This window comes from Undibacterium sp. MH2W, assembly GCF_049340215.1.
In the GTDB taxonomy this organism is placed as follows: Bacteria; Pseudomonadota; Gammaproteobacteria; order Burkholderiales; family Burkholderiaceae_D; genus Undibacterium.
Genome location: NZ_JBMPPA010000002.1, coordinates 299428 through 326100 on the forward strand (window position 1 = coordinate 299428; position 26673 = coordinate 326100).

At 49.0% G+C, this 26673-nt stretch carries 26 protein-coding genes; 7 read left to right on the top strand and 19 right to left on the bottom strand.

The window, feature by feature from the left end; translation table 11 throughout:
* Positions 1–98: 98 nt before the first annotated feature.
* The 6 genes from ACO0K2_RS05640 to ACO0K2_RS05665 all read right to left on the bottom strand — a co-directional run bounded on the left by ACO0K2_RS05640 (position 99) and on the right by ACO0K2_RS05665 (position 6613).
* Positions 99–1301, bottom strand: coding sequence for a DUF1501 domain-containing protein (locus ACO0K2_RS05640; protein WP_423016639.1), 1203 nt, complete (start codon positions 1299–1301; stop codon positions 99–101).
* Between the two features lie 46 nt (positions 1302–1347).
* Positions 1348–2925, bottom strand: coding sequence for a DUF1800 domain-containing protein (locus ACO0K2_RS05645; RefSeq protein ID WP_423016641.1), 1578 nt, complete (start codon positions 2923–2925; stop codon positions 1348–1350).
* A gap of 127 nt (positions 2926–3052) precedes the next feature.
* On the bottom strand, positions 3053–3790 hold the full coding sequence (locus tag ACO0K2_RS05650; protein WP_423016643.1) for a DUF2076 domain-containing protein: 738 nt from the start codon (positions 3788–3790) through the stop codon (positions 3053–3055).
* 90 nt (positions 3791–3880) lie between these two features.
* A complete protein-coding gene (locus ACO0K2_RS05655; RefSeq protein WP_423016645.1) occupies positions 3881–5410 on the bottom strand; it encodes a YifB family Mg chelatase-like AAA ATPase in 1530 nt (509 codons plus the stop codon).
* Positions 5411–5548: 138 nt separating this feature from the next.
* The gene (locus ACO0K2_RS05660) at positions 5549–6325 is read right to left on the bottom strand and encodes a DUF6445 family protein (RefSeq protein WP_423016647.1); all 777 of its coding nucleotides are present in this window, start codon (positions 6323–6325) and stop codon (positions 5549–5551) included.
* A 45-nt stretch (positions 6326–6370) separates the two neighbouring features.
* A complete protein-coding gene (locus ACO0K2_RS05665) occupies positions 6371–6613 on the bottom strand; it encodes an accessory factor UbiK family protein (protein ID WP_423016649.1) in 243 nt (80 codons plus the stop codon).
* A 475-nt stretch (positions 6614–7088) separates the two neighbouring features.
* Here ACO0K2_RS05665 and ACO0K2_RS05670 point away from each other — a divergent pair, with 475 nt between their 5' ends.
* From ACO0K2_RS05670 to ACO0K2_RS05680, 3 genes are read left to right on the top strand one after another with little or no spacing between them, the layout of a single operon-like run.
* Positions 7089–7835: a TorF family putative porin gene (locus tag ACO0K2_RS05670; protein WP_423016651.1), complete on the top strand. Its 747-nt coding sequence runs from the start codon at positions 7089–7091 to the stop codon at positions 7833–7835.
* Between the two features lie 14 nt (positions 7836–7849).
* Positions 7850–8188 (top strand): P-II family nitrogen regulator, encoded by a 339-nt coding sequence (locus tag ACO0K2_RS05675; protein ID WP_423016653.1) that lies wholly within the window; start codon positions 7850–7852, stop codon positions 8186–8188.
* A gap of 31 nt (positions 8189–8219) precedes the next feature.
* Positions 8220–9800, top strand: a complete 1581-nt coding sequence (locus ACO0K2_RS05680; RefSeq protein WP_423016655.1) for an ammonium transporter — start codon at positions 8220–8222, stop codon at positions 9798–9800.
* A gap of 280 nt (positions 9801–10080) precedes the next feature.
* Here the strand turns inward: ACO0K2_RS05680 and ACO0K2_RS05685 are convergent, their stop codons facing one another.
* From ACO0K2_RS05685 to ettA, 6 genes are all read right to left on the bottom strand, one after another.
* A complete protein-coding gene (locus ACO0K2_RS05685) occupies positions 10081–11355 on the bottom strand; it encodes a tetratricopeptide repeat protein (protein WP_423016657.1) in 1275 nt (424 codons plus the stop codon).
* A gap of 122 nt (positions 11356–11477) precedes the next feature.
* Positions 11478–12095, bottom strand: a complete 618-nt coding sequence (locus tag ACO0K2_RS05690) for a hypothetical protein (protein ID WP_423016659.1) — start codon at positions 12093–12095, stop codon at positions 11478–11480.
* A 129-nt stretch (positions 12096–12224) separates the two neighbouring features.
* Complete coding sequence (locus tag ACO0K2_RS05695; RefSeq protein WP_423016661.1) at positions 12225–12527, bottom strand: DUF2288 domain-containing protein; 303 nt, start codon at positions 12525–12527, stop codon at positions 12225–12227.
* A gap of 54 nt (positions 12528–12581) precedes the next feature.
* Positions 12582–13166 (bottom strand): IMPACT family protein, encoded by a 585-nt coding sequence (locus ACO0K2_RS05700; protein WP_423016663.1) that lies wholly within the window; start codon positions 13164–13166, stop codon positions 12582–12584.
* 160 nt (positions 13167–13326) lie between these two features.
* The gene (locus tag ACO0K2_RS05705) at positions 13327–13740 is read right to left on the bottom strand and encodes a flagellar basal body-associated FliL family protein (RefSeq protein WP_423016665.1); all 414 of its coding nucleotides are present in this window, start codon (positions 13738–13740) and stop codon (positions 13327–13329) included.
* 82 nt (positions 13741–13822) lie between these two features.
* Complete coding sequence (gene ettA, locus ACO0K2_RS05710) at positions 13823–15490, bottom strand: energy-dependent translational throttle protein EttA (RefSeq protein ID WP_423016667.1); 1668 nt, start codon at positions 15488–15490, stop codon at positions 13823–13825.
* Between the two features lie 187 nt (positions 15491–15677).
* Between ettA and ACO0K2_RS05715 the strand changes: the two genes are divergently transcribed.
* The gene (locus ACO0K2_RS05715; protein ID WP_423016669.1) at positions 15678–16292 is read left to right on the top strand and encodes an OmpW/AlkL family protein; all 615 of its coding nucleotides are present in this window, start codon (positions 15678–15680) and stop codon (positions 16290–16292) included.
* Here ACO0K2_RS05715 and ACO0K2_RS05720 read toward each other — a convergent pair.
* Positions 16289–16531 (bottom strand): hypothetical protein, encoded by a 243-nt coding sequence (locus ACO0K2_RS05720; protein WP_423016671.1) that lies wholly within the window; start codon positions 16529–16531, stop codon positions 16289–16291. The genes ACO0K2_RS05715 and ACO0K2_RS05720 overlap by 4 nt on opposite strands.
* On the opposite strand from ACO0K2_RS05720, the gene ACO0K2_RS05725 reads away from it, so the two are divergent.
* Positions 16524–17033, top strand: a complete 510-nt coding sequence (locus ACO0K2_RS05725; protein ID WP_423016673.1) for a DUF1993 domain-containing protein — start codon at positions 16524–16526, stop codon at positions 17031–17033. The two genes, ACO0K2_RS05720 and ACO0K2_RS05725, sit on opposite strands and share 8 nt — an antisense overlap.
* Before the next feature lie 43 nt (positions 17034–17076).
* Here the strand turns inward: ACO0K2_RS05725 and ACO0K2_RS05730 are convergent, their stop codons facing one another.
* The 4 genes from ACO0K2_RS05730 to ACO0K2_RS05745 form a co-directional block, all read right to left on the bottom strand.
* Positions 17077–17670 carry a YceI family protein gene (locus tag ACO0K2_RS05730; protein WP_423016675.1) on the bottom strand — a complete coding sequence of 198 codons (594 nt, stop codon included), beginning with the start codon at positions 17668–17670 and terminating at the stop codon, positions 17077–17079.
* Between the two features lie 64 nt (positions 17671–17734).
* Positions 17735–18538 (bottom strand): class I SAM-dependent methyltransferase, encoded by an 804-nt coding sequence (locus tag ACO0K2_RS05735; RefSeq protein WP_423016677.1) that lies wholly within the window; start codon positions 18536–18538, stop codon positions 17735–17737.
* Positions 18539–18602: 64 nt separating this feature from the next.
* Positions 18603–19043 (bottom strand): group I truncated hemoglobin, encoded by a 441-nt coding sequence (locus ACO0K2_RS05740; protein WP_423016679.1) that lies wholly within the window; start codon positions 19041–19043, stop codon positions 18603–18605.
* Positions 19044–19062: 19 nt separating this feature from the next.
* On the bottom strand, positions 19063–19965 hold the full coding sequence (locus ACO0K2_RS05745; protein ID WP_423016681.1) for a DUF3034 family protein: 903 nt from the start codon (positions 19963–19965) through the stop codon (positions 19063–19065).
* Positions 19966–20541: 576 nt separating this feature from the next.
* Between ACO0K2_RS05745 and ACO0K2_RS05750 the strand changes: the two genes are divergently transcribed.
* On the top strand, positions 20542–22254 hold the full coding sequence (locus ACO0K2_RS05750) for a diguanylate cyclase domain-containing protein (RefSeq protein ID WP_423016683.1): 1713 nt from the start codon (positions 20542–20544) through the stop codon (positions 22252–22254).
* Between the two features lie 58 nt (positions 22255–22312).
* On the opposite strand, the gene ACO0K2_RS05755 is transcribed toward ACO0K2_RS05750, so the two are convergent.
* Together ACO0K2_RS05755 and ACO0K2_RS05760 are read right to left on the bottom strand one after the other, a co-directional pair.
* Positions 22313–24682, bottom strand: a complete 2370-nt coding sequence (locus tag ACO0K2_RS05755; RefSeq protein ID WP_423016685.1) for an EAL domain-containing protein — start codon at positions 24680–24682, stop codon at positions 22313–22315.
* A gap of 72 nt (positions 24683–24754) precedes the next feature.
* Positions 24755–25375, bottom strand: a complete 621-nt coding sequence (locus ACO0K2_RS05760) for a methylamine utilization protein (RefSeq protein WP_423016687.1) — start codon at positions 25373–25375, stop codon at positions 24755–24757.
* 271 nt (positions 25376–25646) lie between these two features.
* Between ACO0K2_RS05760 and ACO0K2_RS05765 the strand changes: the two genes are divergently transcribed.
* Positions 25647–26672, top strand: coding sequence for a GGDEF domain-containing protein (locus tag ACO0K2_RS05765; protein WP_423016689.1), 1026 nt, complete (start codon positions 25647–25649; stop codon positions 26670–26672).
* The last annotated feature ends 1 nt before the right edge of the window (position 26673 follow it).

Sequence of the window (26673 nt, forward strand, 5' to 3'; positions counted from 1 at the left end):
AGGCATGCGGTATCCAATCATGCCGCTCGCTTTCTCTTCGGACTGCAACATCTAACGTCTCTATACTCTCACGTCGAAAGCGTTCGTCGGAATGGGAGTTAAATTAATCCCAGATCGCGCGGTTTGACACCACTGAACACGGTGTTGATTTGTTGATGATTCAAACCATAAATGCGGCTAAACAAGCCACCCAATACCGCACGATATTCGTTTAAGACCGGAAAATCGCGGTTTTGAAATAATTGTCCGGCTGCGACTTTGGTTTGCTCTCCGGCGATTTGCCCCCCTTTGATTCCGCCGCCCAGTACCCAATAGACACTGCCGTGACCATGATCTGTGCCACGCTTTCCGTTTTCGCGGAAAGTGCGACCAAATTCGCTAATCACAACGACGGTGGTTTGTTGCCACGCATCGCCCATCTCATTTTTGTAAGTTGCTAGGCCGCGACCTAATTCTTCAAACTTATTGGCTAACGTACCCTTTGCGCCACCTTGGTCGACATGTGTATCCCAACCACCAACGTCAATGAAGCCGAGACTGTATTTTTCTCGCATCATCTTTGCAACACGTCTCGCTTCGAGCGCAAAGCCTTTGGTTGTAATGGCATCGCGGTTAGCGGCATTCATTTCATCCTGCATTTCCATGGCAATATCTTGCCTGACTGCGAACCCTTCATTGACTTGCTGCGATAAGCCCGTTTTGCCATACATTTTTTGGATGATATCGCTTTGACGTTGATCGACGCTTGATTTGGAGAGACTCCGTAGTGAGGTGTTGCCAACGGTCGCACTGCCTTGCATGGAAATTGGCAACTGATCAGTAAATGCCATTGTCGGAATACCTTTCCCATCGTTGATCACCGATGCTAGCCGATTCATAAACCCAGAATGGTAATTGCGTGAACCCGTTAATGGCTGCCCGAGCTCGATCGAGTCTTGGGTTTCAAAATGGCTGCGCGTGAGATCTTCTGTGCCTGCAAAAGGGATAAAAGCGACTTCGCCGCTCTGATACAAGGGATAAATCGAGTCTTTCAATGCAGGATGCAGTCCCCAGTCCGCATTGAGTGCCAGCGCCGATTGTGGATTATCACCCGGGCGTGCAATCGCTATGTTGGGCCGAGATTCGTAGTAAAAACTGCTCGACGTTGGCACGAGTAGGTTGCAGGCATCATAACCTCCGCGCAGAAACACGAGGAGGAAGCGGCTTTGCGTCGCTGGTGCCGCCAAGGCATGACTGCAATAGCCTGTCGCAGGCAAGACGCTCATCGCTAACATGGATTTGAGGAGATCGCGGCGGTGCATGATGGTTCCTTTTGGCGGGCAAAATAGGGTTGAATCAAATCAATCGCTAACGTCGCATCATTTCAGGTGACGCCAGGAAAAAAATATTCCATTCGTTGGGCGACTTCGCTTGCTTGAGTGCTTCGCGGGTTTCCGAGCTAAAGGTGCTACTCATTGTTTTTGCGTACATCGAGTTCGCCAATGCTGGTGCTGGCGGCTTCTCTGCTACCGTCATGTTGTCCGCCTTAAATAGACCTGGCGTACCAAATGCCATCGCACGGGCAATGTCAAACCGGACACTCATTTGACCAGGACTCGCCCACGCACTTTCATCCATGGCGTAGCCGTCTGGTGTTTGATGCCCGTTTAACGGTTGCCCCATCATATTGAGCCAGTTCAACATTGGACCCGCATTCACAATGTAGTTGCCGTCATAGGCGAGCCGGACTTCGCTGACAACGTAATGGAGAGGATCTTTAAACTTGTGACCAAGGGAGGCAATGAATTCCGGCGAATCGAACATGGTTCGCAGGGTGACGGGAATATTGCCGTCGCTTTGTAAAAAGCTATTGGCCATGCTTTGCACTAATGCATCCGAGGGATTATCCGACACAAAGTACATGGCGAGTTTTTTACTGATATAACGCGCTGTTGCTGGCTGCCTTGTCAACATGGTCAGCACATCTTCCATTTCATTCAGGCCACGACCATAAATGGTGTTGCCTAAGAATTGCTTATCGCCGAAATCATGACGTTGTGGGTTAAATTCAAATAAGCCACGACGTATATACAGTCTGCTGAACTCGGGTTTAATTTTGGGTGCATTGCCGTTTAAATTTACGCCGATACCCGTAAGTACGCGTGCTAACTCCTGAACGTCCTTCTGGGAATAGCCGCTATTGACGCCCATGGTGTGCAATTCCATGATTTCACGGGCATAGTTTTCGTTGATATGACCAACGGTGTTATATTCATTGTCCAAATAGCGCAGCATCGCTGGGTGGTAGGCGGTTGCACGGAGTAAATCGCGAAAGTTGCCTAGGGCATTGGGGCGGATAGCATTTTCTTCAAAATCACCTAACATCGCGCGCACATTGTGCTTACCACTGTGAATGTTAAAGTGATTCATCCAGAACCACGTCATTTGTTCCTGCAACTGATTCGGCGAATAGACATCGCGTAATAATGAGCGCGTCGCAAACTCACGATACAGACGGTTCAATTCCTGTTGATAGGCTTTTCTCAAACTATCATCGACGCCTTTTTGTTGCTCTGCCTCGATACGCTGCGCTTCTAATTTGTGAATTAATTCTTCCAGTGACAACTGCGAAATCGTCATGCTGTTGATCTGGGCTTGAATGACATTAGGGACGACGCTGCCCCGAGAGCGCAACTGCTGGTCCAGATAGCGGTCCATGTTGACCGATTGTAACTGCTGGTCGGAAGTGAAATTACTGCCAAAAGTAATACGATTCAATAACTGGCTGGGATTGACATTGGCTTTGGACAAGGTATTGCCAACAGGCGGCAAGGTTTTAACGTAGTCGTTTTTTGCATCTTGTCGCACAGAAGATGAGCCGCACGCGGCCAGCAGGCAGATCAGTCCTGCGCTGGCGAGCCGTTGTATTGAAAGAGAGCTAAACATGGGCAGTCTGTACTCCGGTCATATTCAAAGCATAGGAGGATACAACGAATTATGCTCAAAAGAGATGACCGGGGTGGACTGCGACTATGTATTTTTTTGTATAAAAATAGTTTTTTTGACTAGTCGATCAAATGTCGCTGCTGTCGTCTAATGCCGAAGACTGATCTTGTCCTTGGTCAAAATAGCCAGAGATGAGCCCGCTGTCATTCTGGTTGCTGAGGGACGAGTTCATATTGTCACCAGTGACATTGTCATTGAAATTCGCATTCAACCGTTGGTGTTCATTACCGTTCATCATATGGCTGATCCCTTCATACAAGAACGCCCCCGCGGCCACGCCAGCTGCCGTTGCCGCAACGGAACCAAGGACGCTTCCCGTATTTCCACCAAAAAAGCTCGACGAAGCGGGTTGTGCGTATTGCACTGGTGTCGCTACGTTTGCCGGGTAAGCTGTCGGGTAGGCAGGCAACGGCTGACCAGTGACGGATGTTGCGCCAGATGGATAACTCGCAACTGGGGGCGCTGAAGACACATTGAGTGGTCTGCTTTGAGCGCTGTTGCCCCAACCACTGATGGCGGGGTCGAGAAAACTGGACGATGAACTGGTTTGCCCATTGCCAAGCGCCGCATTGAGGGCCTTTTGCTCACGCAGATCTGCTTGCAGGCTGGCAATTTGACTATTGGCGTGGACCATTGCCTGATCCAATAATAGTGCACGTTGTACCAGCAAATAGCTGGCATCAGGCTGCTTACTGACGGCGGTGTTAATCATTTCCTGTGCCACGGGATCTTTATTGACGCCCTGCACTTGGACCAACTGATCCAGAAAATTCTGCAATAAGTGGATTTCCTGTGGTGACATCATTTTCTCCTGAGGTGAACGTAACGCTACCTATCTGGTTATGACCGGATGGATTTCAATACTGATGTAGATGATACCCGCCATGAGGATAGCTTAATGCTCCCTGAGTGCTCGTCGATATTGAATCGCTTCTGCGACATGGGGTGTGCTAATGGTCTCTGCGGCGGCGAGATCGGCGATGGTTCTCGCTACTTTTAATACTCGGTGGTATGCGCGTGCAGACCAAGCAAACTTGGTGATGGCTTGCGTGAGAAGCTGTTGTGCGGCGGCATCTGGTTGGCATAACGCATCGATTTCGCTGGTGCTGAGTAAGTTGTTGGCTTTTCCTTGGCGCCTCTGCTGGCGCTCAAACGCGGCTTCGACGCGTGCGTGAATGAGGGCGCTGGGTTCGCCGTCGGCTTGCTTCAGTAAATCAGCGTGGGGCAACGCGGCCACCTGAATTTGTAGGTCAATGCGATCGAGCAAGGGACCTGAGATTTTGTCTTGATAGCGATTGATCAGCTCCGGCGTGCAACGACATTTGCCATTACTGTGGCCAAAATAGCCACAGGGGCAGGGATTCATTGCAGCGATGAGTTGAAAGCGTGCCGGAAAATCCGCCTGACGTGCAGCGCGGGAAATGGTGATGTGACCAGATTCGAGCGGTTCACGTAGCACTTCTAAGACTTTACGATCAAATTCTGGGAGCTCATCGAGAAACAGGACGCCACGGTGTGCCAGCGAAATTTCGCCGGGGCGCGGATTGCCACCACCGCCAACCAGTGCAACGGCGGAGGCCGTGTGATGAGGTGCACGATAGGGGCGAATCTTCCATTGATGAATCGAGAAGCCTGATGTTAACGATTGGACTGCTGCCGATTCTAATGCCTCTTGGTCGGTCATTGTGGGCAAAATACCCGCAAAGCGGGCCGCAAGCATGGATTTACCGGTGCCGGGTGGTCCGACCATAAGGACGGAGTGCGAACCTGCCGCAGCGACCTCAAGTGCCCGTTTGGCTTGGAGTTGTCCTTTCACTTCATTGAAATCCGGACAGTTGACGGTTCGGCTGTTTTCGACTGGACGATGGCGTGAAAGCCTGTCATCACCCTTGATAGCAGCGAAGTGAGTACAAACTTGAAGTAAAGAGTCTGCTGGATAAATCGCGGCATCGCTCACCAACGCCGCTTCATTCGCATTTGCAGTGGGTAAGATAAAGGCGCGCTTACGTTCGGGCTGGGCACCGCGTTGACCCTGACAAATTGCAAAGGTCATGGCCAGCGCACCGCGAATTGGGCGGAGTTCTCCAGAGAGTGACAGTTCCCCCGCAAATTCGTAGTGGTCGAGCATCTCGCTCGGAATTTGGCCAGATGCTGCCAGAATGCCCAAAGCGATGGGAAGGTCAAAGCGGCCAGACTCTTTCGGCAGATCCGCCGGTGCAAGGTTGACGGTGATCCGTTTGGCAGGAAACTCAAAACGTGCATTCTGGATGGCGGCACGCACCCTGTCCTTGGATTCTTTTACTTCCGTTTCAGGCAGCCCGACGATCGTAAACGCAGGCAAACCGTTTGCCAGATGGACTTCCACAGTCACTTGTGGCGCATCCATACCAGCCAATGCGCGGCTTTTTAATACAGCAAGACTCACATTCTTCCTTTATTTGGTGAAACGATGAATTATCTAGACGGCAGCACCGTAGCGTCGATTCATCGTTCAGCGATTGAACGGGAAGAATCGGCGACGGGCATTGAGTACCGTGTGGCAGCAAGGGCGACAATGAATGGACTATGCAGCGCGCCGGCAGGTGAAAAACCCATTGATGGTGAGCCTGCCGCCGGTGGGGTCGCTGCTCAGTAAGGATGGATTGGTGATGTAGGCAGAATGAAAAATGTACGCATCATAAAAAATCATGCGATTCCATTTTGCTGGAACCATGTTGATCAGTTCAAAGTATTTATTTGATCCTGTCTGGTAACCGGGCTCCACACCGAGTTCTGCCGTGAACTCTTCATTGGACATCGTGCACCAAGGGGAGTCAGGAGAGTAGAACAAGCGGTATAGCTCATCTTTGGCCATCGTGGGCCGGTAAAAGCTGGTGCCACCTAAGTCTGGATTGTCAAACAAGTAAAGCACGGAGGCGGCAAAACACTGCTGTGGATGCGTGGTGATCGGGTCCGTATGGCAAATACGCTGAAATAGCCCGAGCTCATGGGGCTGCAACGTCGCCATCGACAAGCGGCTAAAAATCCGTTCTGTCCGCCGCGCACCCAGCAAGCGTCTGATGTGCTGAATGAAAAAATCATTTAACCGTGCCGAAAAATCGTCGGGCATCACGAGTTGCAACCCCGGGAAGGTATTCACCGGCGCCATTGAAAAGTGGTCACGCTGTTGCGTTGCATACGCCACCATCGCCTCTGGTTCCAATAAAAAGTCGTCAATCACGATACAAGGCAAATGTCCGGGGATGGGAATCAATTGAATTGTTGGGCGCGGATTGAACATGGGCAAGAATGGGAAATAAGGGGGCGGATGATAGGCAGATGAATGATCACCATGGTGCATCGGTCATCGCGATGCACCATGGAGAGTAAAAAGTGGATTCGCTACTTACTTCGCCGCGAAGTGCGCTTCAAGGGCTGCCACGCGTTCTTCGAGCGCTTCGAGTTTAGCGCGGGTTTTCGCTAAGACTTGTGCCTGAATATCAAACTCTTCGCGGGTCACCAGATCCAGTTTAGAAAAACCCTGCGTCATCATGGCTTTGACATTTTTTTCGATGTCTTTGGCTGGAGAATTCTCGAGCACCTGATTGATTTTGGCTTGCATGTCGTCGAAAAAATTTTGCTTGTTCATGGTGGCTTGTCCTGGTTATCAAAGAGTGCGCACGTTTATGGTGCGTATTTTTCTGGCGTCAAAAGGTGCAAAAACGCCTGCTACAAATTGGTGCAAATCATCCGTTGGTGAACTATAGTGAATTCCAACAAATGTGATGAAAGGGAAATCATAACCCAAAGCCCGAGACCTGCCCATGGTCGGGGTGCATCTGGACGCGACAGAGATATGACAAGGCGTAACAAAGCTGTCATCAACAGTCGATCGCTTCATAATTAGTGACAAATTATCCATGATTTATTTGAGCTGTATTGTTCTAAAGACAGCTGGCACGACTCCTGCTTATACAAGATCGAAGAGCTCTATCAAGTTCAATGAGTTCATTTCCCGCAGGGTCACGGATGATCTTCTGGCTTTGTGTATCAGTGGTTGACGAAGTGAGTTCAAGGCAGTTTCTTAATTACGACTAATGTTTATACCTTTAAGGGGAAGCAAAATGAAGAAAGCTTTACTTGCTGTAGCAGTTGCCTCAACGTTCGTGACTGGATTTGTTCACGCAGAAGATGCAAAACCAGACAATGAAGTCAGTTATAACGTTGGTGTCGCAAGCGACTATCGTTATCGTGGTATCTCTCAAACGCGTTTAGATCCAGCATTGCAAGGCGGTGCGGACTACACCAACAATCCAACAGGCTTTTACGCTGGTACTTGGTTGTCTTCCATTAAATGGACTAAAGATGCAGGCGGCGGTGGCGATGTTGAGTGGGATTTGTATGCAGGTAAGCGCGGCGAGATCACGAAAGACGTGACCTATGACGTGGGTGTCCTGAGCTACGTCTATCCTTCTAACGGTTTGGGTAACGTTGCTGGCTTGGCTAATGCGAACACCACAGAAATCTACGGTCAAGTTGGTACAGGTCCTTTCTACGCCAAGTACTCCAGCTCGGTAACGAACCTGTTCGGCAACCAAAATAGTAAAAACAGTGGCTATTTGGATCTGGGTGCCAACGTTGAATTGCCAGAAGGTTACACACTGGTTATTCACGCAGGTCGTCAAAACGTCAAAAATAGTTCTGCCTTGTCTTACACAGACTGGAAATTCGGTGTAACGAAAGAATTTGTTGGCGTCGCGTTCACATTAGCAGCCATTGGCACCAACGCAAACAGTGCCTTATATGTCACACCAGCGGGTAAATTCACTGGCAAAACAAGCCTGGTCTTGACTGCCGTTAAAACATTCTGAAGATCGAGGATAGTATGAAACTCATTACAGCGATTATCAAACCTTTCAAACTCGATGAAGTGCGTGAAGCTTTATCGGAGATGGGAGTGCAGGGCATCACCGTGACGGAAGTCAAAGGTTTTGGCCGTCAAAAAGGTCATACCGAGTTATATCGCGGTGCTGAATACGTCGTTGATTTCTTACCAAAAACCAAAATTGAAGCGGCTGTGGATGATGCGATCGTTGATCGCGCGATCGAAGCGATCGAAAACGCAGCACGCACAGGCAAAATTGGCGATGGAAAGATTTTTGTCTATGACTTGCAACAGGTTGTGCGTATCCGTACCGGCGAAACCGGCAACGACGCACTCTGACGTACTCTGATTGATTCATTAGGGAATTCATATGAAAAATATTTTTAAAAATATACTGGTAGCAGGTGCCTTGCTTGCATCAGTGGGGATGACATCCGTCGCAATGGCTGACGATGCGCCAGCAAAAGTTGACGCGACTGCGGCATCCGCAGCAACCGCTTCCGCACCAGCAGCAACGGCAGCACCAGCGCCAGTTGCAGCGCCTGCAGCAGCATCAGATGCTGCGACCGCTTCTGCACCAGCCGCCGCAGCCGATGCGTCCGCTGCTTCCGCACCTGTCGTAGTCGCTAACAAAGGCGATACCGCTTGGATGTTGGTATCGACACTGTTGGTGATTTTGATGACGATCCCAGGTTTGGCCTTGTTCTACGGCGGTCTGGTTCGTTCCAAAAACATGCTGTCCATTTTGATGCAAGTGTTCATGATCTTCGCTGTGATCATCGTTCTGTGGTGCATCTATGGTTACTCACTGGCATTTACCGAAGGCAATTCGTTCATCGGTGGCTTTGATCGCGTGTTCCTCAAAGGTATCTGGGATCCTGTCAAAGGCTCATTCTCGACGGCTGCTACCTTCAGTAAAGGCGTTGTGATTCCTGAGTTTGTGTATGTCGCTTTCCAAGCAACATTTGCAGCGATCACTTGCGGTCTGATTATCGGTGCGTTTGCTGAGCGTGCAAAATTCAGTGCAGTACTTGCATTCGTCGTCTTGTGGTTCACTTTCAGCTACTTGCCAGTGGCACACATGGTGTGGTTCTGGACTGGTCCTGATGGCATCAAAGATGCAGCGACTGCAGCAGCTGAGTTGGTCAAAGGCGGCTTCTTGCAACAAAAAGGCGCGTTGGACTTCGCAGGTGGTACGGTTGTTCATATCAATGCAGCGGTTGCCGGTTTGGTTGGCGCGATCATGATTGGTAAGCGTGTTGGCTACGGTAAAGAATCCATGGCACCACACTCCCTGACAATGACAATGATTGGTGCGTCTTTGTTGTGGGTGGGCTGGTTTGGTTTCAATGCAGGTTCTGCGCTGGAAGCAGGCGATATCGCAGCATTGGCATTCGTTAATACGCTGTTGGCAACGGCTGCAGCTGCTGTGTCTTGGGTCTTCGGTGAGTGGATGTCTAAAGGTAAGCCATCCATGTTAGGTGGTGCATCCGGTGCTGTTGCTGGTTTGGTTGCGATTACACCAGCATGTGGTTTCGTTGGCCCAATGGGTGCATTGATCATCGGTTTGTTGGTCGGCATCATCTGCTTGTGGGGTGTGAACGGTCTGAAACGCTTGATCGGCGCAGATGACTCTCTGGACGTGTTCGGTGTTCACGGTGTTGGCGGTATCTTCGGTGCGTTGGCAACAGGTGTGTTCGCTGCACCAGCGTTGGGCGGCCAAGGCATCATGGACTACGTAGCAAACAAAATGTCCGCAGATCCTTATGTGATCTTTGATCAAGTGAAAGTACAAGCCATCGCTGTTGGTACAACCGTGATCTGGTCAGCGATCGTCTCTGTGATTGCATACAAACTGGTTGATATCGTCATCGGCTTGCGTGTTCCTGAAGATGAAGAGCGCGAAGGTCTGGACATCACTAGCCACGGTGAATCTGCTTACCACTCTTAATGTGTGGTGGTCGATAAAAGTTTGAAGTAGGAAATCTAGTATCCTCAGTACGTGTATAGAGCGCACGGTGCTGATTTTATAAGCGGTTTAGCGACATGGCTAAACCGCTTTTTTTTACTTGTATGACCTATGACGATGGACGATATCGTGATGCCTCACAAGATTGCAAGGCAAAAAAAACGTGCCAGAAACAAGTTCTGGCACGTTGATGTGAAGCTAAAACTAAAACTAAAACTAAAACTAAATTCAAACTAGTTGTTCAGTTTCTGACCAACATGATTTATTTTGCTGCTGTTGCTTCTAACGGTTGAAACTTCAACCACAGACGTGCGATGTCTGCTGTGCCATCAGTCGCTTCGATGGTTTTGAATACGTCTGCCGCCTTGTCGCGGTTGCCGGATTTGAGGTACGCAAGACCTAAATGCAGTTTCGCTTCATCAGGTGATTTCAAACCACCTTTCGCAATCCCTTGCTCGATGAAAGTGATACCCTTTTCAAACTGACCATTGACGACATAGTTGTAGCCAATATTGACCAAACCCACACCGGTTTTTGCATTTTTCGCAGCGGATTCGCCTGCATCCAGAGATTTCACGTCATCTGCTGCTTGTTTGTTCACACGGTCACGCAATTGCTTTTGTTTTGCAGCGTCTTTGTTTGCACCGAGCAAATTGGACGCATAGCCTGCGTCAACAACGGCTTTTGCTTCTGTTGGCAAGCCAGCTTGCAACGCTAATTCGGCCATTTCAACGTATTGACCAGGATCTTCCATGTTGTTGGTTGCCAGCATCAGGCGATACAGATCCAAGCGCAGACGGTCAGAGAAACCGGCTTTATGTTCCACGCGGTACAGCAGATCACCCCAGTATTCTTTCGTTGGGTGGTACTCGATCATCATTTCCAGCAATGCACTGTAGCCAACCATATCTTTGGTTTGTTGGTAGCTGCTGCCTAACAAACGCAAGGTTTCTTCAGTAGGGGCACGTTTCGCTGCTTGATCACTGGCGATAATGTTTTTGAGTTCGACAATCGCGCTAGCGTAGTCACCTTTGAGGTAGTAAGCACGGGACAACAGGTTATGCATCGATGCATTGTCGCTGTTTTTCTCTAAAAAGCGTTTTGCCCAAACGATGGACGAGTCATACTTCTTCTCATTGAAGTAAGTACCCGCCAGACCTTCAATTAAGCGCAATTTTTCATTGTCTTTGAGGAAATCGGAATTGATCATGCCATCAAACGCGACAGCTAATTGATCCGTGTTGCTGGTGCCAGAAGCGATAACGGCGCGCATCCGGTTGATCACGAATAATTCGTAAGGTGTTTTATTTTCAAACTTGCTCAATGCGTCGATTTTCTCAGACGCTTGCGGGAATTGCTTTTTTTCGAGCAAATCTTGAATTTCTGACAATGGTTTACCCATTTCCGCACGGACAGTTGGTTGTTTCGCTTTATCGGCCGCTTCATCCGCGTGAGCGATACCTGAGGTCACAGGAGCAAAGCCTGTACCGATTGCTGCAAACATCATCGCAGCGAACAAGTAAGAAATTTTTTTCATGGAATATCCGGTAAAAAATAAGGAAAACCGCACGAGCACGGTTCTGAGAATAACGCTCAGCGAAGAAGTCTGTTGACTGTGGATGTGCGGAAGCGGGCATTATAACTGAGGTAGCGGCTGGATCACCATTTACACACCTTATCGCTGACGGCGCTCGCTGCTAACGGGATCAAAGCCAGTATGCCCAAACCCGAATAAGCCTGCATACAGTCTTTTGCTTTGGCCTTCTGAATACCTTCACCCAGTTTCTTCTCGAAGCCATCATCCCGCCTGAGATCATGTTGAATCTTTTCAATTTCACTAGGACGTCGCTGCTTGTCCATGGCGAGCGCAGAGGCTTTCAGCGCATCGAGATCGAGGTGCGTTGTCGGCGAGGGCTCGCCATTGGTGGGCGCGGCAGGGGACGGTGTGGTCACTGCTGGGGGAACATCTGTGACGGTGATGGCGTTCGTCGCATTGGCCGCGGGATGCGATGGCGGGTGCGACGTCGCTACAGTGGGTTTGGTCACTGGTGCTGAGGCCGCAAGCGTTGCTGGTGGCGATTTCTGCTGCGTTTCCTTGGGTTGTGGTGGCGTTAGCAACGGGATTTGCAATAATTGCAAATACGTTGTTGGACGGTCTCGCCACAGCTTAAATTGGGTCTGCGATTGCCATGCCCACCACAGTGCCACATGGACCGACAACATCAGAAAAATGACCAAAAGTCGTTTGGAAAGTGGTTCAGTTAGTGCATGCTGCATCGTGAAGCCCCCAAAGTGGTTTGTCACTGTGACAGGAAGAACTTGGTAAAAGTTCAATGTCACCGAGGCGCATGGTTGGTCAATGCCATGCACCTCATCCAATGCGGGTGAATGGCGGTGGCGCTGACTTCATGTGGCAGGGCGATGTTGCACCAAAATCCACGGTTTCACAACCACGGTCCATAGCAACAGATTTTGTTCCAGCCAAGCACTGGCCTGTTCATCGCTAACTTTGGCAATTTTACCGGCAACGATGAGGGGCTCAATGATCGCGGTATTGTCCTGTGCCATGGCTTCGGCGATATCCACCAAATCAAGCGCGCCATCGACAGCGATGACGTTGCCGCTGGCAAATTGCTTCAGTAATTCACTCCAAGGGAACGTGGCAGTTTCTTGGTTAATTTTTTGGCGTAAGGAAAGTTCGGGAGACATGATGTTAAATGAGAAGACAAAGGGGATGAAAAGCGAAGGGTGGCAGACGCTACGTTATAAAGTGGAGATGGTAACTTGACCTTTGAGTTGCTCTGTGAGTTCAATGATCAGTGCATCAATCTGTTTTTCTTTCAGGCGAACCGCCATCTGCACCATGTCGGCGTAATGGACGTCGGTCACTTGTGCGGCATATTTATCGAGGGTCCGTCGAGCGTGCGTTTCGTCAGCAAAGTTCACAGTAATGTGGATATCTGCCATGGTTTCGACAGCAATCAACTCCGCCATTTTAAAGGCTTCTGAGATCGCTTGACCATAGGCGCGTGTTAAGCCGCCAGCGCCGAGTTTGATGCCGCCCCAATACCTTACAACCACAGCAAGCACGTTTGTGACTTCTTTATGGACGAGGACGTTATACATGGGTTTGGCCGCCGTACCGGAAGGTTCTCCATCATCATCGAGGCCAGATTCACCAGCACATACTAAAGCCCAGCAAACATGGACCGCATTGGGATGCGCTGCGCGGATCTGGCTTAAGCGATCGCGTGCCTCCGTGCGGCTGTGCAATGGATACAGTTGCCCCAGAAAACGGCTTTTTTTGATCTCAATTTCCGCAAATGCGGGTGCTGCCAGTTGGTGCATGAAAATAACGATAATCGTGTGGAGGGAGCGGGCGTTGGGACGCAGGCAATGAAGGTCAAAAAGAGCGTCGATATCAAGAGGGTTGAATAACGGTGTTTCTCTTTGCTACGTCTGTGATCAGGTCTGGCTGACAGAAACAGACAGACCTGTGGATTGCCAATTATTGAATGACAAAATTCACAAAATACACATCAGTCACGCCATCGCGTTCTTTGAGTTCGAGTACCGAATTTAATTTCTCCTTGATTTCGTTAATTAACTCGTGTTTGCCTTCGCCGTTTTGAATATCTGACGACTCTTTACCGCTCAGCAGCATGATCATTGCGTGACGCACGATAGGCATTTTCGCTTTGACCTTTTCGCCTGTTTCCGGTGCACCTAATTGTAGGGTGAGACTGATTTGTAAATATCGATCAAAGCTCGACAAGTTAACGGTGAACGGTTCCAGAGGAATGACCGAGGAACTACCTTCGCCACCTTCCTTTTTTTCGTTCGCCTGAGACGCACCTGAGACCAGGGCAAGCAAGCAAAAAATACTCGCCAGAAGGACCTTTATGAATGCATTTTTTCGCATAACTCTCTCACAAGGGATAGGGTGTTCGGGATCCCCGTGAGAGCGTCATCAGGCGCTGTCGCGGGGAAGTGCCGGATCGTGCTTATACCGTCAGTGGTTTGTAACGAATACGTTTTGGTTTCGCGCCTTCTTCACCGAGACGTTTCTTCTTATCGGCTTCATATTCCTGATAATTACCGTCAAAGAAAGTGACTTGGGAGTTGCCTTCGAATGCCAAGATATGGGTTGCAATCCGGTCGAGGAACCAGCGATCATGGGAGATCACCATGACGCTACCCGCAAACTCTAACAACGCATCTTCCAATGCGCGCAGTGTCTCGACGTCCAAATCATTGGACGGTTCATCGAGCAGCAACACGTTACCGCCTTGAAGCAGCGTCTTCGCCAGATGCAGACGACCGCGTTCACCACCAGACAGATTACCAACGATTTTTTGCTGATCGCCGCCTTTGAAATTGAAACGACCGAGGTAGGCGCGAGATGGCATTTCAAAACGGCCTACTGTCAGAATATCGGCACCATTGGCGACATCGTCGAAAACGGTTTTTGTATTCGCTAAATCTTCGCGGGATTGGTCCACCAGAGAGATCTTTGCTGTTTGTCCCAAAACCACCTCACCGCTGTCAGGTTGTTCCAGACCTTTGATCATTTTGAACAGCGTGGATTTACCGGCACCGTTCGGACCGATGATACCGACGATTGCGCCTGGTGGAATTTTGAAACTGAGGTTATCGATCAACAAACGATCGCCAAATGCCTTGGAGACGTTTTTGAATTCAATGACTTCATTACCCAAACGTTCTGCTACAGGGATAAAAATCTCCTGTGTTTCATTCCGTTTTTGGTATTCGTGTTCGCTCATTTCATTGAAACGGGCCAGACGGGCCTTACTCTTTGCCTGACGTGCCTTTGGATTCTGGCGTGACCATTCCAACTCTTTTTGCAGCGCTTTTTGACGTGCAGATTCTGTGGCTTCTTCTTGTTTCAGACGTGCTTGCTTTTGATCTAACCAAGAAGAGTAGTTGCCTTTCCAAGGAATACCATGACCACGATCCAGCTCAAGAATCCATTCAGCAGCGTTATCAAGGAAGTAGCGATCATGCGTAATCGCTACAACGGTGCCTGGGAAGCGCAGTAAGAACTGCTCCAACCAGTCCACGGATTCGGCATCCAGATGGTTGGTTGGCTCATCCAGTAAGAGCATGTCTGGTTTTGACAGCAGCAGACGGCACAAAGCCACACGGCGTTTTTCACCACCGGACAAGACGCCGATTTTGGCGTCCCATGCAGGCAGACGCAAAGCATCAGCGGCCATCTCTAATTGCAGTTCGACGTTGTCGCCGGACGATGTCGAGATAATCGCTTCCAAACGTGCTTGTTCGTTTGCAAGGGCATCGAAATCGGCATTTTCGTCGGCGTAAGCTGCATACACTTCTTCGAGCTTTGCTTTGGCTTCGAATACTTCACCGAGCGCGGATTCCACCGCTTGGCGCACTGTTTGCTCTGGATCGAGCTGCGGTTCTTGGGGCAGATAACCAATGTTCAGATTCGGCATGGGGACTGCTTCGCCCTGAATATCCTTATCGATGCCTGCCATAATTTTAAGCAGTGACGATTTTCCTGACCCATTCAGACCCAACACGCCGATTTTGGCGCCGGGAAAAAAGGACAAGGAGATATCTTTCAGAATCTGACGCTTCGGTGGAACAATCTTACCGACGCGGTTCATTGTGTAGACGTAATTAGCCATTTTTGATGTTTTTTTGGGAGGTAAAGACAATGCCTGCAAGGATACCTTAAGCAGACATTGCGCGGCACATTTTGGCGCATTTTATGAGAATTTGTGCTTCGCACCAAACTTGATGTAGCTCAAGTTCCCTTTTACGGTGCAGATCTACACTTTGTTCATCTTAATTCAACACAAAAAGGAAATTAAAATGAAAAAATTAGTTCTCGCTCTCTCCTTGGCAGCAGTTGGTTTTACAGCAACACAAGCAATGGCAGAAGATGCAACGAGCCCATGGTTGGTTCGTGTCCGTGCAGTGAACCTGAGCCCAGCAAATGAATCTGATCCTATCGGTGGCGTTGGTGCAGCAGATCGCGTGTCTCTGAGCAACAAAACAATTCCAGAGGTAGATTTCACGTATTTCGTCACACCAAACTGGTCTGCTGAGTTGATTTTGACTTACCCACAAAAACATGACGTCAAACTGGACGGCAATACAATCGGTAGCCTCAAGCACCTGCCACCTACATTGACTGCACAGTACCATTTCGCGCCAGAAGCGAAAATTAACCCATATCTGGGCGCTGGTATTAACTACACACGTATTTCTGACGTCAACCTGCCAACAGGCCTGAGTCTGGATAACAACAGTTTTGGTTTTGCGCTACAAGCTGGCGTTGATTTCAAACTGGATAAAAACTGGTCTCTGAACTTGGACGTGAAAAAAGTGCAGATCCGCAGTGATTTGTCCTTGAACGGCACCAAAGTATCGAACGTAAAAGTGGATCCATTGCTGGTGGGCGTGGGCGTTGGCTATCGCTTCTAAGCAGTAGTCGACCACTGATACGTAGAACAGCCAGTCACTCGACTGGCTTTTTTTTGTCCTTCTTCATCGCTACCTTCCTTCTCTTCACGGACGCCACATCGTTGCGTCGTACGCAAAAATGGCACAGGCCCTATAATCGATCCCGCTTTGCGAGCCGAACCTTGTTTCTCTCGCCTGCCTTTTGGCGCTTTGGCGTCGGTATTAACGTCGGTATTAACTCTGGAGAAAAAAATGGCCATTTCGATGTACACCGCTTCCGTTCCTGTTCTGGTTCAAATGCTTGATAGCCTCAGTGATGTGCTCAACAAAGCCGAAGCACATGCGACGGAGAAAAATATTGCCCCCGAAGTCTTCCTGCAATCGCGTTTATTTCCGGATATGTTCGCTTTAGTGCGTCAAGTGCAGATCGCTGCTGACTTTGCAAAAGGTGTCGCGGGACGATTAGCGGGCGCTGATTTACCAGCGTATGAAGACAACGAGCAAAGCTTTGCGGATTTACAGCAGCGTATTGCGAAAACCAAGACATTCATTCAGTCCTTGGATGCCGCGCAATTTGAAGGGAGCGAAGACCGCGAGATTGTGTTGCGTCCTGGTACGCCAAAAGAGAAAAAGCTGACGGGCCATGCGTACTTATTGAATTATGGGTTGCCGCAATTCTTTTTTCACGTCACCACGACCTATGCCATTTTGCGCCACCAGGGTGTGGCTTTAGGTAAAAAAGACTTTATGGGCGCGTATTAATTCACTATCGTCGGCTAGAGAATGAGAAAAATGCCCTTTTTTCTCATTCTTTGATGGCTTCAACGTTAAACGACAACGTTACTTCATCACTGACAAACGGCACATAGCGGCCCACTTTAAAGTCACTCCGTAGTATTTTGGTGTACCCATTCGCACCGCATGCTTGTTTCAGGTACAGGATCATAAAACGGCAATTGAACTGGGTCACTTCGATAGTGACGGGTAATGTTGTGTCTTTGATCGTCAATTTCCCCATGACTTGGGTTAACTTGTCGTTATCAAACAACAATTTGTCCGACGTAAACGTGATGTTCGGAAATTTTTCAGTGTCAAAAAAATTCGAAGATCGCATGGCGCGGTCAAAGACCGCTGAGCCAGTGCTGACGGATGTGGCATCGATCACCATGTCAATCGACCCTGTTTTTGCCTCTTTATCGATATGAATACTGCCGGTATTTTTATCGAATCGTCCACGTTGGGTCGATAGTCCCCAATGTTGATACTCGAAACTGCTGTAAGTATGTTCGGGATCGATGGTATAGACCTCTTCTGCACCAATCGCCTGAGTTGATGTCAGGAAGAGGAGGGAAGATAACAGGGCAGAGACTGACAACTTTGTAGTGAGATGCAATACCATGACATGCTCCAGGCGGATGCGACACAATCAGCTGTGTCACATGGTGGCGGTGCTCTTACACGTTTTACGGCTTGATGAACTTCAGCGTCATCCTATCACTTTCACCGATGGCTTGATATGTCGCTTTGTCCTTGTCTTTGTTGGCGTAGGTCGGTGGTAATGCCCAAACGCCCCCTTCATGATCGGCATTGTCTTTGGGATTGGCGTTGATTTCTGACGTGCCAGCAAGCTTAAATCCGACACTTTGTGCCATTTGAATGACGTAAGCCTCATGCACGTAGCCTGTACTTGCTTTGTCATCCTGGGCTTTATTGGCAGGCAAGCGATGCTCGACAACACCAAACACCCCACCTGGCTTCAGGGCATCGAAAGCACTTTGGAATACGGCTTTGACGCTACCGTTTTCATTGGCAATCCAATTATGAATATTGCGGAAGGTGAGCACCATATCCACACTATTCTTTGCGGCATAGTGAATATTGTGAGGTGGTTCAAAGACGCCAAGAACGACTTTATCAAATACCGCAGGGCGCGCCTCTAAGCGTTGTTTGAATCGCTGATAACTCCGCTTTGATTGCTCGTTATCGGATACTGGATCGCTTGCTGTCGCAATCATGAGGCCATCGTTGTGCAAATAAGGCGCCAGAATTTCTGTGTACCAACCGCCACCCGGGGCCAGCTCAACGACTTTCATGTCAGGACGAATGCCGAAAAATTGCAGCGTGTCGTACGGATGGCGGTAGGCGTCGCGTGCAGCGTTTTCTGGTGTGCGCTGGGGGCCATTGATCGCCGCCGTGAGTGCATCGTCGGCAAATGCCGGACTACAAATTGACAAAACAAGGGCCGACACAAGCGCAAAGCGTTTCATGGTATGACTCCAGAGGAAGAAAACTGATCAGACGACGAAAACAGCGGAAGAGTTCCACCGTTCTTTATTTGACCGTCACTATATCTCTTTTCATGGGAGCGAGTCGGGCGATGAATTTATTCTGTACGGCAAATGGCACCTGACATTTTTCCATTGCTGTTTGCAAATCTTCCGCCAAGGCATTGAATTGGGCGCTCGTGATGCCGAGTTTTTCATGCACGAGTGCCATGTCATCCCCTGAGTACTTACAGGGGCCTCCCGCCACGACGCAGAATTGCTCTTTAAGTAGCTGTGCGAGCCGTTTCATGTTGGTCTCTTTGAAGCCGGTTTTGATCCGTGCATCGTTCAAAATCTGGACGACGGTTTCGTCAACGATACGGCTAATGCCGCTTTCTTGTCCAAGTGCGTCATAAAGCGACGATTCCTGTGCAGATACAGGTGTGCTCGTGACCAGTATGGAGGTGGCGATCAGGGCGATGCCCGCCAGTGTTTGGTACTTGTTCATACTTGATTTGCCTCCTTCATTAATTGCCTATTTGCACGGATAAATACCAGCCACGCTGATTTGTCGGGTTAAAAACGGTAATGTCTCCGAGCGTGACGTAAGCAAGGGTGAAAGAGAGGTTTTTATTTGGAAACCACGCAACAAACCCGTCGTAGTAGGCTTTTTCATGGTCCACACTGAGATTATTCGGCTTTTGACGGTATTCAGCACCAAGAACCCATTTTCGGTTCAGCAGATAAGCCGCAGAAACTTCTGGCATCGCCTGATAACGGTCATGTTGATCGCCGCCAAAGCCCAGTAGTCCCATCTGATTGGCTTTGGTGAATCGGATCGTTCCGTTGAGTAACAGACTTTGGGCTAAGAATAGCTTTGTCGCTGACACATAATAGTCTGTACCGTGATCATCTTTGGCACCGAGTTGTTTGACGTTGGTGATGCCGAGTGCTTCCAGGCCAGAGATGCTTTTATCGCGTTTAAACATGGCACCGATCGCAATCTGTGGCTTCCAATTATCCTGATCAGCAACGAGATCGCCAGATAATTTCAGTTTGACGCCGACGATATCCTGGTTGAGGTTTAACTTGTCGAGCGGCGCCTTGCTGCCTTTGAATGTTTGTTGAGAGAGCGACAGTTCCAGCTTATCGCAGATGCCAATCGCGACGCCGTTAGTCGTGAGTTGATAATCTTGCGTATTGAGCTGCGTCATATGGGCATTGGCACCATAGCTGTTTTCGCTGCCGTAGCCGGTGATCACCGCCCAGGGTGTAATGCCACCGCCGGCGGCACCTTCCACTTCTGATACACCCGATGTCGCTAACAATTTGCCCTGATCCGGTAGGGGGATCACTTGTGCATTGGCTGTTTGCAGTGTCCATCCAGCAAAGCAGATGGCGATACAAGTAGAAAAATGGAGGAGGCGCATAGGATAGCTATGGTGAAATAACAGACATAGTCTGTAATGTTAATGCAAATCAACATTGTCTGTCTTTCATGAACAATATTGACCCCACACAAAACATACTGCATAGCATACATCTTCTGATCAACCGCACACGGTGTGAATGAGGCTAAATATCAACAACGTCGTCAAATAACAGTCGTCTTTCTGGCCCTTTATGCTGTGTGTTTGACCACAGAGTGTTGCTTAAAAAATACGGCAGCGATCGTGTGATAGTTGCGATGTTTCAGTCCTCTCAGCCCATCGGGTTGATCTCATGTGTGACGGTGTAAAGAGCGACATGCTGAATCCTGACGCTTCTCACCTGAGGGAAACAGCAATATTTCCCGTTCAACATCACGGGATGCCGCTCGGATACGATGAATTGACACAGAATAATTAACTTGCTCATAAGAACTGAATTCGCTTATCTTCGTATAATTGTAGATAAATCGAGCAATTTTCAGGTTTTACATCTTGGTTGATCTTTCCGCATCAGGTGTTCGTTGTTGATGTGATGGGGCAACGTTGTTCACCTTATATGGGTTTTTGAGACGCTTTATGGGTCGTTCATCTTTACGTCGCGAACTGGTTATCCCTATTACCGCTGTGGTGGTGGGGGTGTCTATTGCGATTGGATGGGTGTCCATGAAGGCAGGAACCGATGCGGTCAACGCACTGACGCGACGTATTTTGATTGATATGGTGAGCCGTATCAACGTCGCTACCGAGAAACACCTTGATGGTGCATTAACAGCGCTTGAATCGATTGCACCCAGCTCGAGCCATCTTCCCAAAGAGTACGAATTTACCCCCGACTTGCATGTCCTTGAAGATAAGTTCTGGACCGCGAGTGGCTTATTTATGGACGTCAATAACTACGTCTATTTCGGCGGCAAAGATGGACGCTTTATTGGTGTTTACCGTATTTCTCCGACGAACGTCCAGTTATTTTGGCGCGAGCCCTCTGACCTTTATCGCACCGTCTATAAAGTGGGCAGCGTTGGCGACAGATCGTTATTCGTGCGTAAGGATGACTTTGATCCCCGTAAAAGACCGTGGTATCAGATTGCGATGTATTCAGATACGCCGGTATGGACGCGCATTTACAATAATTTTTCCTTTCACTACCCGACCATCACATTGGCAAAAGCTGTTTTTGAACGCCGTCATGAATTTGCCGGTGTCGTGGCAACGGACGTAACACTCAAAGAATTATCGAGTTTCTTATCAAAGCTTGATATCAGCAAAAACAGTGTGGCTTATATCGTCGATGAAGACGGCTACATCATCGCGACCTCTGGCAAAGAAATCCCCGAACGCGTCGTGAATGGCCTCCCTGAGCGTATGCGCGCCGTTGATATGAAAACGCCATTGATTAGTCAGACTTATAAACAGCTCAACCAACTAGTTGTGAAAACAGCCGAAACGCAGTCCTTAGCGCTCCCGTCGGGCACTATTGATGTGGCGATTTCTCCTTTAGGTAATAAGCAAGGACTACATTGGCAGACCGTTGTGGCTGTTCCTCGCGCTGACTTTATGAGCAGCATTAATCAAGGTTTTTTGCAGAGTGTCGTCATTGCGGCAGCATGCATTCTCTTTGCACTCACGGTGGGATTGACGGTGGTTGAGCGTGTCATTCGCGATATCCGTAAGTTGACGGCCGCTGCCGAAAAATTTGGTAATGGCGAGGCAATGCCGAAGCTTGATATTCGTCGTCAAGATGAAATCGGGATTCTTGCCCAGACTTTCGTGGAAATGGAAAACAAACTGCGTTACGACAAGCTTACGCAAGTTGCTAACCGCGAGTCGCTCTTCGCCCAAATCAACCATTTGCAGCAAATCTCGAAAGAGCACCCCGAGCTACCGAGTGGATTCACGCTTCTTTTTGTGGATTTAGACCGCTTTAAAACGATTAATGATACGTTTGGTCATGACGCTGGGGACAAGGTGCTAGTGATTACTGCAGCACGTTTGCGCGCAGCAATCCGCGATTCGGATGAGGTGGCACGGTATGGCGGTGATGAGTTTGTATTGCTGCTAAAAGACACCAAAAGCACGATCGACATTCACACCATGGTTGAAAAAATCACTTCGCTCGTGGAAGAGCCGATTGCGCTCGATAACGAGGTCGTGGGCATCGGCGCCTCGATTGGTTGGGCAAGCTTCCCAGAAGATGGTGATGACTATTTGCGATTGATTAAAATTGCCGATAGCCGCATGTATAACCGTAAGCGAGACAGAAAGACGACCTCGCTGGTGCATGCGGTCTGAGCATTAGCCGTCAGATTGAATTCAAAACGAGTCCGCATTCAACGCAACCAGCGGTTGGTTAAACAGCGGTCTCTGGTGCCTGTTTCGTTTTCCATTCTGCGAGCCACGCTGGCATCTTACTGGCTGGCATCGGTCGACTGATGAAATAGCCCTGCGCCTGGTCGCAGCCGAGTTCTTTGAGCAATGCCATCACTTCAGCGTTTTCTATGCCCTCCGCAACGACACGAAGTCCCATGTTGTGCCCAAGATCAATCGTTGATTTAACGATCTTGGTGTCGTCGATATCCTGCTCCATTTTTAAGACAAAGGACTTATCGATTTTTAATTCATCGACTGGAAGACGTTTCAAATAAGCGAGAGAAGAGTAACCAGTGCCGAAGTCATCGATCGATAATTCCATTCCCATCGCATGCAATTTATCGAGTGTCTGATGGGCTCTGACCGGATCATCCATGATCGCACTCTCGGTAATTTCAAGACAGAACGAGGTTGGATTGACGTCGTGGGCCCGCAAGATGTCCGCAAATTTTTGTGGCAACTCTTGGTCCAATAGGTCTCTGGTCGAAATGTTGACAGAAATTTTGATATCGATACCCGCTTGGCTCCAGTCTTTGCAGCACGCTGCCGCGGCATTCATCACCCAGCGGGTGAGCTGGCGGATGAAGCCAGTTTGTTCGGCGAAAGGGATAAACTGGTCTGGAAAGACCATGCCTTTATCCGGATGAACCCAGCGCACCAAGGTTTCGACAGCGATGACCTCATTGCTGTTGAGTGATACTTTGGGTTGCACATATAACTGAAAATGGTTCTGCTCTAAGGCAATACGCATATCCGTTAATAGCGATAAGCTTTGCTGACTCGATTTATCAATCGCAGGTGAATACACCACAGGGCCATTTTTCGCCTGCTTTGCGACATACATCGCGACCTCGGTGTGGCTCAGCAAACTTGCCGTATCAGAGGCATGCTCGGGGTATCCGGCAATACCAATACCAGCGCTAATATCGACCGTTTGGTCTTCGATTGAAATCGGCTTTTCGAGCGATTCCAGAATTTTATTGGCTAACACTTGCGCTTGATCGGCATTGGTCGCAGGTAACAAAATGGCAAACTCATCGCCACCCAGACGTGCTGGTTTGGTGTTGCCTGCACCGAGTTCGGCGCTGAGTCGGAGTGCGACTTGTTTTAATAGTAAATCCCCAAAACGATGTCCCATGACGTCGTTGACATGCTTAAAGCGGTCAAGATCCATCATCAATACAAAGCATGAGTTAGCCCGAGATTTGGCTTGTTCAATGGCTTCATCGAGCATTTCTGTGAAAAGGGCACGGTTCGGCAGGGTGGTCAGCGTATCCCAGTAAGCGAGACGGCTGATTTCTTTCTCACGGAGGGCGATCGCATCGCGCATGTTAGAAAAACTGCTGGCGAGGTCGCCGATTTCATCCTTGCGCTGAATATCGATGGCCACTTTATAATCACCCGTTCCGAGGCGGCGCGCTGTGTCTGCTAATTGTCTGACGGGACCAGTGATGCGACGGGCCGTGATGGCACTGAAAATGCTTGCAGCAATACCACCGATGATGGTCAAAATTAACAGGTTTCTTTGCAATTGCTTGTAAGGAGCAATGGCGTGACTGATCGATAACTGCAAAACGGCGATCGTTGTGCTTTTGTCGTTCATGGCGACGGGCAGAATTCTCTCGCTGTAGCGATCATCACCAATGGTCAAGTCACCAATGAAGGTTGATGTTGCGACGTGTGGCGGCAGCAAGCTTGCTAGTTTTTTTTGCTCATCGACGTCCAAGGTCGATACATTGGGCTGCCAGGGGCCATTGTTTTTAGAAGTGAAAAGACTGATTTGCATCATCGACAGCTCACGCATGTCGTTCACCAGCCCTTGATCAATGGGAATCGCCATTGCGACCCAACTAATGGTGACAGGTGCTTTCACCGGTACCATCACCATTTGGTAAGGCGTTCCGTTGACGATATCCGTGCTAGACGCGTTGCCGTTCAGCGTCGCGTCTTTAATGAGTTTATCGACGGTTTTTTGGAACCCATGGGCCAATGTATCGCTGCTGGCAACGATAATTTTGCCGTCCAAACCGACCAGCATAGTCAGGTCAGCCTTGATTCTATCGCCATGGTTAAGTAACGCTGACACCATGGTTTGCGTATCGTTGGTCCCGATGGCTTGTCTGAAAGCGTAGTCTTTTGATAATAATGTCGCGCCCTCAACGAGTTTCTGCGCATTCTGATCGAGCAAGTGCGTAAAAATTTTCTCATTGATCGCCAAGCTACCTTCGATCGCCTTGCGAGCATTGTTATCGATGGCACGGTCGATAAACGCATAGCCAACCAGCTGCAAACCCAGCAGTAAGCTGATAAATAAAGTAACGACACGGCTTTCCAGACTTCTCAAACGCATTTTTCTCTTTCTTCAGGCGCTGGTGGTGGTTTCAGGTTCTTGATTCAATCACGCTCCTGCTTTTTCAATCCCTTATCGTAGCTTGAAATTGAGGTGTACGGCGATAGTTGGAATATCTTTTGCGACCTGTAAGGGTTGCGAGTGCGGCTCACTGCCGGGTGCTTGCAAGTAATGCCAGACTTTTAGCGCGTATTTACCTGCGGGCAGCGATGGCAGGGTGGCATTGCCATGCGCATCCGTTTTTGCAAAAAATGGGGTGTTCACCACTTGAATATAAGCGAGCATTTGATCATGAATATTGCAACCCACCGTGACTGTACCTGCCTTATCGAATAGCAACGGCGCTGTCGGTTTGCCGGAATAGAGTTTCAGTTCAAAGTTTTTGGCAGGAGAAAACGAATAAGCTTGGTGTTTTACCGTGTCGTTATTCGGAAACGAAATCAATGCGCCCGTCTGAACGACAGTCACCAGCGGAATGAATTGCTTGTTTTTTTGCTCAATGACGGCGGGTTCTGCTTTGGTCGCGGGAAGTGCAAATTCGGGCTCAGCGTAGACAACCGCATCTTCGATTTTTTGCCCGCTGTTGTCGGTGACAGTGACGACGGTATTTGCCAACACGGTATTGTTTGCTGCAACGCACAGGAGTAAAGTGAGGATGGTACGTAGCGTTGGACGAAAGTGTTTGTTTGACATAGCAGAATCCCGAGTTCTAAAGTGGGTAGGGAAGTGGCAAATTCGGTCGTATGTTGCAATTGTATGTTCAACGAGTCGATGATCATACACTGTTGCATAAATCGATTAGACACACGGAAGGCATAAGCCTATCATTGTTGTGATGCCGTTGACAGGCAAGAACATGTTCACACCGCTCCAGAGTTTAATACTGTCAGTAAAATATTGCAGGATGGTGTTGCTGCCATCTTCTTACTAATTGTCATTCGATGATATTGCAGGGATTGGCGCTATGGAATCCACTATTCAGCATTTAGTAAAAATTACGGGTTACCGTGACCACGACTTGCTCAATATCTCAATTGCCTCCTCGTTGCGCGAAATCGTTGATGCCGCCTCGGTCAGGGTATTTGAGTTGATGACGAGTGATTCCGGACCGTTTTTGCGATCGAAGGTCGATATCACGGCGACGGATGTCAAACTGGTCGACCATCAAGAAACCATCGATTTGACATCCGACGAGAGCGCGGCAGCTGAAATTCAGGCCGCGATTGCGGCGCGTCTGCCGCTCATCGAAACCATCACAGACAGCGGCCTCGATATCTACTTCTTCTTGTGGAACGATCAAAAATTAGAGGCGGTCATTCGCTTGTGTCATCCGGCGAAACACAGCGTCAATATTGTCGAAGTTCTCAAAGGGATGATGGTTGTCTTCCGAAATTTTCATGCCTTGCTTGATTATCACGAACGTGATTCCTTGACCGGTCTGCTGAACCGTAAAACATTTGAAGACAGTTACACCAAATTATTACGCCTCAATACGGCGGCACCTCGGGTTGGTGCTGAGGGCGCAGAAGCCGATGCGGAACAAGCCCATTGGCTAGCCATCGTCGATATTGATCATTTCAAACGTGTGAATGACCAATTGGGGCATTTGTATGGGGACGAAGTACTGATTTTGATTGCGAACCTTATGCGTGGAGCTTTTGGCTCCGATGATTATTTATTCCGATTTGGGGGGGAGCAGTTCTTGATCCTGTTGCACGCCACCACCCTTGAAAAGGCGCAGGCGATGTTGGATCAGTTCCGCATCCAAGTCGAGCAACACCATTTCCCGCAGGTGGGACAGATTACGCTGAGTATTGGCTTCTCGCGGATTGATCATGTCGAGCCTTGGGTCGCCATCGTTGGGCGCGCCGATCAGGCGTTGTATTACGCAAAAACACATGGCCGCAATCAATGCTGTCATTACGACCATCTTGTTTCTAATGGTGACTTACACCAAGAATTTGCAAACGATATCGCCGAATTTTTTTAAT

What these genes read in the sequence shown, in the direction of transcription:
- ACO0K2_RS05640 (WP_423016639.1), bottom strand. Translation starts at nt 1,301, where the DNA reads ATGCACCGCCGCGATCTCCTCAAATCCATGTTAGCGATGAGCGTCTTG.
- ACO0K2_RS05645 (WP_423016641.1), bottom strand. Translation starts at nt 2,925, where the DNA reads ATGTTTAGCTCTCTTTCAATACAACGGCTCGCCAGCGCAGGACTGATC.
- ACO0K2_RS05650 (WP_423016643.1), bottom strand. Translation starts at nt 3,790, where the DNA reads ATGATGTCACCACAGGAAATCCACTTATTGCAGAATTTTCTGGATCAG.
- ACO0K2_RS05660 (WP_423016647.1), bottom strand. Translation starts at nt 6,325, where the DNA reads ATGCACCATGGTGATCATTCATCTGCCTATCATCCGCCCCCTTATTTC.
- ACO0K2_RS05665 (WP_423016649.1), bottom strand. Translation starts at nt 6,613, where the DNA reads ATGAACAAGCAAAATTTTTTCGACGACATGCAAGCCAAAATCAATCAG.
- ACO0K2_RS05670 (WP_423016651.1), top strand. Translation starts at nt 7,089, where the DNA reads ATGAAGAAAGCTTTACTTGCTGTAGCAGTTGCCTCAACGTTCGTGACT.
- ACO0K2_RS05675 (WP_423016653.1), top strand. Translation starts at nt 7,850, where the DNA reads ATGAAACTCATTACAGCGATTATCAAACCTTTCAAACTCGATGAAGTG.
- ACO0K2_RS05680 (WP_423016655.1), top strand. Translation starts at nt 8,220, where the DNA reads ATGAAAAATATTTTTAAAAATATACTGGTAGCAGGTGCCTTGCTTGCA.
- ACO0K2_RS05685 (WP_423016657.1), bottom strand. Translation starts at nt 11,355, where the DNA reads ATGAAAAAAATTTCTTACTTGTTCGCTGCGATGATGTTTGCAGCAATC.
- ACO0K2_RS05690 (WP_423016659.1), bottom strand. Translation starts at nt 12,095, where the DNA reads ATGCAGCATGCACTAACTGAACCACTTTCCAAACGACTTTTGGTCATT.
- ACO0K2_RS05695 (WP_423016661.1), bottom strand. Translation starts at nt 12,527, where the DNA reads ATGTCTCCCGAACTTTCCTTACGCCAAAAAATTAACCAAGAAACTGCC.
- ACO0K2_RS05700 (WP_423016663.1), bottom strand. Translation starts at nt 13,166, where the DNA reads ATGCACCAACTGGCAGCACCCGCATTTGCGGAAATTGAGATCAAAAAA.
- ACO0K2_RS05705 (WP_423016665.1), bottom strand. Translation starts at nt 13,740, where the DNA reads ATGCGAAAAAATGCATTCATAAAGGTCCTTCTGGCGAGTATTTTTTGC.
- ettA (WP_423016667.1), bottom strand. Translation starts at nt 15,490, where the DNA reads ATGGCTAATTACGTCTACACAATGAACCGCGTCGGTAAGATTGTTCCA.
- ACO0K2_RS05715 (WP_423016669.1), top strand. Translation starts at nt 15,678, where the DNA reads ATGAAAAAATTAGTTCTCGCTCTCTCCTTGGCAGCAGTTGGTTTTACA.
- ACO0K2_RS05725 (WP_423016673.1), top strand. Translation starts at nt 16,524, where the DNA reads ATGGCCATTTCGATGTACACCGCTTCCGTTCCTGTTCTGGTTCAAATG.
- ACO0K2_RS05720 (WP_423016671.1), bottom strand. Translation starts at nt 16,531, where the DNA reads ATGGCCATTTTTTTCTCCAGAGTTAATACCGACGTTAATACCGACGCC.
- ACO0K2_RS05730 (WP_423016675.1), bottom strand. Translation starts at nt 17,670, where the DNA reads ATGGTATTGCATCTCACTACAAAGTTGTCAGTCTCTGCCCTGTTATCT.
- ACO0K2_RS05735 (WP_423016677.1), bottom strand. Translation starts at nt 18,538, where the DNA reads ATGAAACGCTTTGCGCTTGTGTCGGCCCTTGTTTTGTCAATTTGTAGT.
- ACO0K2_RS05740 (WP_423016679.1), bottom strand. Translation starts at nt 19,043, where the DNA reads ATGAACAAGTACCAAACACTGGCGGGCATCGCCCTGATCGCCACCTCC.
- ACO0K2_RS05745 (WP_423016681.1), bottom strand. Translation starts at nt 19,965, where the DNA reads ATGCGCCTCCTCCATTTTTCTACTTGTATCGCCATCTGCTTTGCTGGA.
- ACO0K2_RS05750 (WP_423016683.1), top strand. Translation starts at nt 20,542, where the DNA reads ATGGGTCGTTCATCTTTACGTCGCGAACTGGTTATCCCTATTACCGCT.
- ACO0K2_RS05755 (WP_423016685.1), bottom strand. Translation starts at nt 24,682, where the DNA reads ATGCGTTTGAGAAGTCTGGAAAGCCGTGTCGTTACTTTATTTATCAGC.
- ACO0K2_RS05760 (WP_423016687.1), bottom strand. Translation starts at nt 25,375, where the DNA reads ATGTCAAACAAACACTTTCGTCCAACGCTACGTACCATCCTCACTTTA.
- ACO0K2_RS05765 (WP_423016689.1), top strand. Translation starts at nt 25,647, where the DNA reads ATGGAATCCACTATTCAGCATTTAGTAAAAATTACGGGTTACCGTGAC.